Annotated in this window: 4 protein-coding genes and 1 pseudogene; 4 read left to right on the forward strand and 1 reads right to left on the reverse strand. The window is 34.9% G+C overall.

What is annotated here, in order from left to right; genetic code table 11:
• Positions 1-1,372: 1,372 nt before the first annotated feature.
• From PVV68_RS09240 to PVV68_RS09250, 3 genes are all read left to right on the forward strand, one after another.
• The gene (locus PVV68_RS09240; protein WP_273721818.1) at positions 1,373-2,350 is read left to right on the forward strand and encodes a hypothetical protein; all 978 of its coding nucleotides are present in this window, start codon (positions 1,373-1,375) and stop codon (positions 2,348-2,350) included.
• Between the two features lie 111 nt (positions 2,351-2,461).
• Complete coding sequence (locus PVV68_RS09245) at positions 2,462-2,977, forward strand: hypothetical protein (protein WP_273721819.1); 516 nt, start codon at positions 2,462-2,464, stop codon at positions 2,975-2,977.
• Positions 2,978-3,071: 94 nt separating this feature from the next.
• Positions 3,072-3,851, forward strand: coding sequence for a hypothetical protein (locus PVV68_RS09250; protein ID WP_273721820.1), 780 nt, complete (start codon positions 3,072-3,074; stop codon positions 3,849-3,851).
• 2,244 nt (positions 3,852-6,095) lie between these two features.
• Here the strand turns inward: PVV68_RS09250 and pyrF are convergent.
• A complete protein-coding gene (pyrF, locus tag PVV68_RS09255; protein WP_273721822.1) occupies positions 6,096-6,941 on the reverse strand; it encodes an orotidine-5'-phosphate decarboxylase in 846 nt (281 codons plus the stop codon).
• A 470-nt stretch (positions 6,942-7,411) separates the two neighbouring features.
• On the opposite strand from pyrF, the pseudogene PVV68_RS09260 reads away from it, so the two are divergent.
• Positions 7,412-7,638: pseudogene (locus tag PVV68_RS09260) on the forward strand (DUF3792 domain-containing protein); the annotation flags it as partial.

Genomic DNA, 7,638 nt, shown 5'->3' on the forward strand with positions numbered 1-7,638 from the left:
CTCACATAATGGATATGCTAATCTTATTAAAGCCTCTTATGTATTAGTTTAAATAACAGTCTATTTCATCATCTGTTATGAGATAACTAAGATAGGAAAGAATTACGTTATCAGAAATCCTTTAATGAACTTTTGTAAATTCTGTAAACGTATCATCTTGTGAGTTTATTACCTATAATCTTAAAAGGAGTGTTTATATGCGTTATTCTAAAAAAAGAACATTTGCACTTTTAAACACCGTCATTTGGATTGCTTTAAGACTTTTAAGGAATCCACTCTTAAATAAGATAAGATTTATTTGGATTGCCTTTAAAAGATTACACCGTAATCATCAAATGATAGCTTTATAGCTTTCAAAAAACCTCTTTAAAGAGAGTTTTATATCTTCATTTTGCTTATAGGTTTTGTCTGTTTTAAAAAAACCCAAAACCCCTACAAAACCCTCTTAAATATATATTAAAGATTGTATTTATGTGTTGTGTTTAATACAGGTTGTTTATTTGAAACATTAACTTATTGAAATATAATATTCTTAATTTTCTCTTATTTGAAAAAAATACTATAGGGTCTAAAAACAACTGACTAAAATGACAAGACTGACAAAGTCTATTAAAAGCGATTTTGCTAATCTCTATAATTATCAGTCTCTCTTTAAATGTTTTCATAAAAAGCAATAAATCACAATTATCGTTTCTCTTATGAAAATGATGCGGTGGCTATAAAGAAGATAACAGCTATAAAGCACGTGTAAAAAAACAGGCTTTCATAATCACAATGCAAATGAAAGCATTGGTTATAAAGACAGTTCCTATAAAAAGCTGTTAAGTTGCAAATGTGTTATAAAAGAAATTAACAGAAATCTTTAAAAACCATTTAGTGAAAAAACAGATACGTTATAAAGTTAAAAATACGCATTATGAGAGCGTTTTTAAATATTATAAATGTATAAGATTCAAAAATAACGCAATCGTTTAAGAAAGCCTATAATATAGCTTTAAAAGCACATAAATATAAAAAAGGCAATTAATAAGCATATGATAAATATATACACAGAACGCATTTAAAAAAAATCATAAAAAATATCAAAAAAGATAAAACAATAATTGACAATAAATACGTATTTTGTTATATAAATAATCAAGTGATAGAAACACTTAACGATTAGCGGATAGGTTACGATGAACCTAATCCTGTTATAAAAACTGACTATCTTTTATGCTGTCATGAGCATATAATGATTATGTCGGGTGTAGCTATGCCATACAATACCCTTTATGGGGAAAGCATAGCAACGGACTATCTGCCGTGTTTGTTAGCACCCGGCGTCCTTATGGGCTGTCAATAACAAACTTTTTACAGATAGGGTTTAATTATGACAAATATCTCAAAAAACACCCCCGTTATCTCTTCCATTTCAAATGAAACTAATAACAAACAAGAGCCTGCAAAAAAATACGAATTTACAAACGAAACAATTGAAGTAGGTGATTATACTCTTTATCGCATTCGTGCTTTAAAGGATTTTGCCAATGTAAAGGCGGGTGACCTCGGCGGTTTTATACACAAAGTTGCAAATTTAGCTGATAATGGCAATTGCTGGGTCGGTGGCGATGCCATGGTTTATGGCGATGCCCGTGTCTTTGATAATGCCCATGTTTCGGATAATGCAAAAATCACTGGATCTGCTAAAATTTATGAAAATGCAAGGGTCTATGGCAATGCTAGCGTGCATATTAGAGCTGAGGTTTATGGCAATGCGCAAGTCTATGAGAACGCATTGATTTATGGGGATGTTTTTGGACATGCTAAAGTGTATGGCAATGCAAAAATTTATGACACTATTTATGGCAAGTTTCTTGATAAGACTAGAATTTATGGCAATGCTGAGGTTTATGATAAAGCACGTGTTTTAGGAAGTTCTCAAGTTTATGATAATGCCCATATTTATGAAAACGCTACAGTTTTTGACAATGCTAGGGTTTGCGATAATGCCCATGTTTGTGGCGGTGCTATGGTCAATAGAGAAGCTAAAGTTTATGGCAATGCTATAGTGACTTGTTATGCCCATGTTTATGATAGAGGCTGTGTTTGTGACAATGCTAAGGTTTATGGCAAGGTCTATGGTGGCGCGCGCGTTTCCAATAATGCTTTAATTTCTGAGAATGCTGAGGTTTATGATGATGCGCGCATTTATGACAATGCTAAAATTTATGGCAAGGTCTATGGGAATGCCCATGTCTATGGCAATGCTCAGGTAATTGGCTATACTGAGATTAGTGGTGATAGCAAAATTGGGGGCAATTATAAAGAACCTGTTATCACTGGTGAAATTGTTTTTACAACTGCATAAATAAAGCACGGGCGGTGCGGGGGCGCCTGCTTTCTAACCAAATTCTTTCATTCAAAAATTTTATCTTCTTATAAAGGAATTGTGCTATGCAAAAGAAATTTGCACTCACAAATGGAGACACGTGTATTAAATAATCAAACTCTTTATCGCATTAAAGCATTAAGAGACTTTGCTGATGTAAAGGCTGGCGATCTAGGTGGTTTTATTGAAAGTGAAAACAACCTTTCTCATGATGGCAATTGCTGGGTATATGATAATGCTTGTGTTGTAAAATCTGGTCGTGTTTATGAAAATGCAAGGGTCTATGGCAATGCTGCCATTGGTGGCTTTGTTTATGGCAATGCTCATGTATGTGATAAAACCCGCGTGTATTTTGAAGCTCATGTTTATGACAATGCTCATCTTTCTCATAATGCTTGGGTTTATAATAGTGCAAAGGTTTATGGGAATGCAAAAGTGACTGGTTATCACACCATTAGAGGTTTGGTACATGGCAATGCAAGATTAAAAAGAGATGGTTATTCATATGTTGAACAAAACGTTTACTATGCATATGGGATTCCCGAAGATTGTGAAATTTATGAAAACGATCACGTTGTAAAGATTATTGAAAACACAGCAGCATAAATAAATGCTGGGCGGTGCGGGGGCCCCTTCTTTTAGATTTTCCATTCCAAATTTTAGCAAATGTTTAACACATTCAATTGTGTCAGGTATTCTTATGTGCAAAAAATACGAATTAACTAGAGGAAGCAAAAAAATTAAACATGCTCTGACTAGAAAAACTATCAATCTTTATCGCATTCGGGCTTTAAAAGATTTTGATGATGTTAAGACGGGGGATTTAGGGGGCTTTATTGAAAAGGAAGTCAATCTTTCTCATGATGGCAATTGCTGGGTGTATGATAAGGCTTGTGTGTATGGCTATGCCCGTGTTTCTGACAATGCAAAAATACGCCATTTTTCTCAAGTTTGTGGTCAAGTCTATGGGAATTGTGAAATCTATGGCAAGGCTTTCATCTCTCAATATGCAAATATTTATGACAATGCTTGTGTCTATGGCAATGCTCATGTTTATGGCAATGTTTATGGGTATGCTCATGTAAATGGTGGCGCCCGCGTTTTTGCTGATGCCCATATTTATGACCATGCCCATGTTTCTTATGATGCTACGGTTTTGGGTTATGCAAGGGTCTATGGTCGTGCCATTGTTGCTGGCTTTGCTCGCATTCATAGCCATGCAAAAATTTATAATTATGCGGTTGTTAATGGGCGTGCCAAAATTTATGGCAAGGTCTATGGCAATGCTAGTGTTGATGGCTCTTCTGAGGTCTATGGCTCTGTGTATGGCAATGCTAAGGTAACTGATTATACTAAGGTGTGGGGTAAGGTCTATGGCAATGCCAAATTAAACAAGCAAAGCAAAGTAAAATTGGTACCAAAAAATTGCGAAGTTTATGAAAATGATCATGTTGTAAAGATTGTTGATAAAACAGAATAAAGAGCGGCGTGGGGGGCGTCTTTTTTGAGAGCTATAAACGCATCATAAAAGAGAGAATTCAAAAAGAAAGCCGTATCAAGTAATATGACGCGGCTTTCTAACCATCCACAATGGAGTGATAAATGCATATATACAAAACGTATCATATTGCAAGCGCTCTTTTCTCTTGATTAAAACTTATCAAAAGGAACGTAAATGATGGACGTGATCTTAATCATTCATTTGAATAAGAGAGTTTCTAAACGCTTTTGATTTTTATAAACCTATCAATAAAACGCTCTCATATTTAAAGGGAGTCATTTGAAATAAAGTACATGATCAAAATGCCTCTTTAAAACCTATCAAGAGAAATGCCTATGAAGGGAATGTCTATAACAAAACCCGTTTTTTACATTTATGCGCATTGGTTCTTAAAAGCAGCCTTTCATAAGACAAATAAACAAACGTTTTTATAGAATTTAAGGGTTTCAAGATTTGCTCTATTTGCTCTGCTGTAAAATCTAGATCTTTGTTTTTCGTAAATGAAACGTTCTTAAGAGCAAATGATAACTAAGTTTATAGCTGTTATAAAACATCAGTTTCAAGTGTTTAAACGTTTCCTTAAAGAGGTTCTTATAAGCGTATTTTCACTTTTCATTAAAACCTAATTTCTTTAAAAATTAACCAGTCCAAATTTGGAGGCGTTATTTTTAGAATAGAGCATTCTTTAAACATTGACGCTTTTGTCTAAAAATTTAGAAAAATCTTATGCCTTATGACATTATAATGGTTTTGAATTTTGCTTGCTTATCTTTGTTTCAATAGGTGCCTCCAAATTTGGATTGACCCCATTTGGTTTCGTATTTTTAAACTATAATCTTTAAAACGTTTATTGTTACCATGTCTAAGGTATATAGTATTCTACTTCTACGGCATTATTCGCCTCCATTTTTTTGTGGAAGCGAATAGAGTTCCATCATTTAAAACTCACTATACACCATATTCATTAAAAGATTTTCGCATCATAAGATATAACGTTTTGAATTTCATAACTGTTGTGATGATATGTTTGTATAATGACTGCCTATCATTTACTAAATTTTTAGTAAGCGCTTTAAAAGCGATTTTGTCTTTTTATACACCCTTAATGAATTACACCTATAAGCTTATAAAAGTTTCAAACGATTATTTTCCTTTTAAGGATTCGCTCAAAAAAGAGCAAAACTCATACCATTCTCTAAACGCATGCGATTTTTGAATGATAAAAACGTATCATAAAATTTATGAACTGTTATGAATGATAGCTGCTTTTCATTTCATTTGAATGCACATATGCGTTATAATATTTACATCATGATTTGCTTTTTATGGTCTATTCATACATGGCAATTGTTTATAAAAAATGGTCAAATGAATCACGTATAAAAGTGTGGATTCATATAAAATAATTGCACTCAACATCTTGACTTTATTGTGTTTTTAGGTATTATGACGATTATAGATTGTAACATACGGTTTGTACGGTGACGGTGCACATAACAAAAAAATATGCACAATTTAAATATATAATCTTGCATCAACGTTAATATTTTACATAGAAAACCAATAATTTAAATGACAAGCTCCAGATCTTCCTATCATGAATACTGTTTCTCCTTATTTTTCATCGAAGCAATTTTTATCTTAAATCGTTTTCAACAATCACTACATACTCATTTTCCTCCTCTAACAACAACGCTTCCCCTCCCCTAAAGCATATCGCCCCATGCATGTATATTCCTCCTGTCTCAACATACAATGAAAGACACATACTGATTGCTCTAAAAACAAAAACAGTGGTTGATTGTAGCTCAATTGGACAAGTCCCTCAAAAAAGGCAGCCTTCTTGAGCAAATTGATGAAGAGTTGAACAGATCTATCAGCTATGCAACTCAAAAACAGAACAGCACTTTTTGCCAGCTGTGCGAAATCTAAACACCCCTCCCTGTCTTAGCCCTCCATATCACTTTCAATATATCATCTCCAATATATTATCATTTTTCTTGATACACTTTTGGTTAAGACAACTTCCCTAGACATATTTTCCACAATTTCTGCATTCTTCTCCATCATCCCATTCTTCCAAACATCATCCCGCGCACTCATATCCTTCTCCCAGCCTAAAAGGAAAAACAAGGGCTGATTTTAGCAAAACAGAAGCTCGCTCCTTAAAAAAGTCCTCTCTTTTTATGAGGATTCTCCAATTTATCGTCTATGCAAAAATCTTTAAAATACAAGCGTAGTTTTAGCCTGCTCAGCAAAATCATGAATGCACATTTTTAAATCAACATTCTTTCGACCAGCATCGGTAATCGCTCTTGAAATAGAAGGAATAATATTCTGCCATAGCTTTTGAGGAAACTGGTTTGTCAGTTGTGTTATTGTCCCTCCCTGAGCTCCAATACCCGGCACAAGAAACAAGCAGTTTTTTAATTGTTCGATTGTCTCTTTTGCTTCACTGCCCAATGTTGCTCCAATAACCGCACCAATAGGACCAACAGCATGATTTTTTTCCAAAAACTGGCTATTATAGTCACAAATGCGCTGTGCCAAATGAACAGAGAGTGTTTGATCACCAATGCGCGCATTGCGAATATCCTTGCCCTCTGGATTTGAGGATTGCACAACCACAAAAACTGTCGTTGCTGTTTCTTCTGCAATTTTTATCAGAGGGGTAAGAGCATCAAAACCAAGAAAAGCATTGGCGGTTATGGCATCTGCTTTAAATGCGCTGCTTGGACCAAGCCAAGCTTGACCATAAGCTTCAACGGTAGAACCAATATCCCCTCTTTTTGCATCAGCGATCACCAATAACCCTTGTTCCCGTGCATTTTCAATAAGCTCTTTAAGAACTTGAAGACCTTCAATACCATACAATTCAAAAAATGCCACTTGCGGCTTTATAATGCCCACATTGCCGACAACAGCTGTTAAGAGGATATCACAAAAATCTCTAAGTCCCTTATAATCAGGACTTAAATTCCATGATTGTAAAACTTTATGGCTAGGATCAAAACCAACACAAAGCGGTCCATAGATTTCACGATTTTTAAAAAAACTGGAACAAAACATCCCTAACATCCTCACAAAGCCTCTATTTAAATTTTCTAATACAAAAAAAGAAGAAACGCATTGATCAAAATGATCGGTAACATGGTTTTCACGAAAAATAAAATATTTTCAAATTTCATGACAGGATGTGGACAAAACAAGCATCACAGAGCATTTACAAACAAGCCTCATGGTGTAGAATACTCGTTCTTTTTCCCCTTTGAGCATTTTTCTTTGCCAAAGTGTCCTTTCTTCATAAACAAGATTTAGATTGGAATTCGCCCAAAATACTTTGACCATCTCCGTAGGATCATCCCAGCATCTTAAGGCATAATAATCTCACGCACAACAATCTTAGCACAATAATTCAACACGATAATCCGTGTCTCTTTCCGGTATTTTTGGTCCATTGGGGATGCAAATCCGTCTCTGTGGGAACATAATGGATCAGCAAGCATTCTATCTCCAGCATCATTCAAGGAGATAAAAACATGGAAACCCGCATTCCTGAAGACACACCCTTCGATACGCATTTTCTAGGAGAAACATCCCTAGAAACAGAATATCCTTTTTTCCAACCTCCCATTTCATGGTCTGCAATCTTTGCCGGACTTCTAACAGCCCTTGCCACATCAATCTGCCTCTCTTTTCTGGTGGCAGCATTAGGCTTGGGTCAAATGGATTTCACTTCTTCAAGCTCTTTTGAAGGCTCTTTCCT

This window comes from Bartonella sp. ML69XJBT (genome assembly GCF_028618515.1).
Classification (GTDB): Bacteria; Pseudomonadota; Alphaproteobacteria; order Rhizobiales; family Rhizobiaceae; genus Bartonella.

Coding starts and splice junctions, on each gene's coding strand:
- PVV68_RS09240 (WP_273721818.1), top strand. CDS start 1,373: ATGACAAATATCTCAAAAAACACCCCCGTTATCTCTTCCATTTCAAAT.
- PVV68_RS09245 (WP_273721819.1), top strand. CDS start 2,462: ATGGAGACACGTGTATTAAATAATCAAACTCTTTATCGCATTAAAGCA.
- PVV68_RS09250 (WP_273721820.1), top strand. CDS start 3,072: ATGTGCAAAAAATACGAATTAACTAGAGGAAGCAAAAAAATTAAACAT.
- pyrF (WP_273721822.1), bottom strand. CDS start 6,941: ATGTTTTGTTCCAGTTTTTTTAAAAATCGTGAAATCTATGGACCGCTT.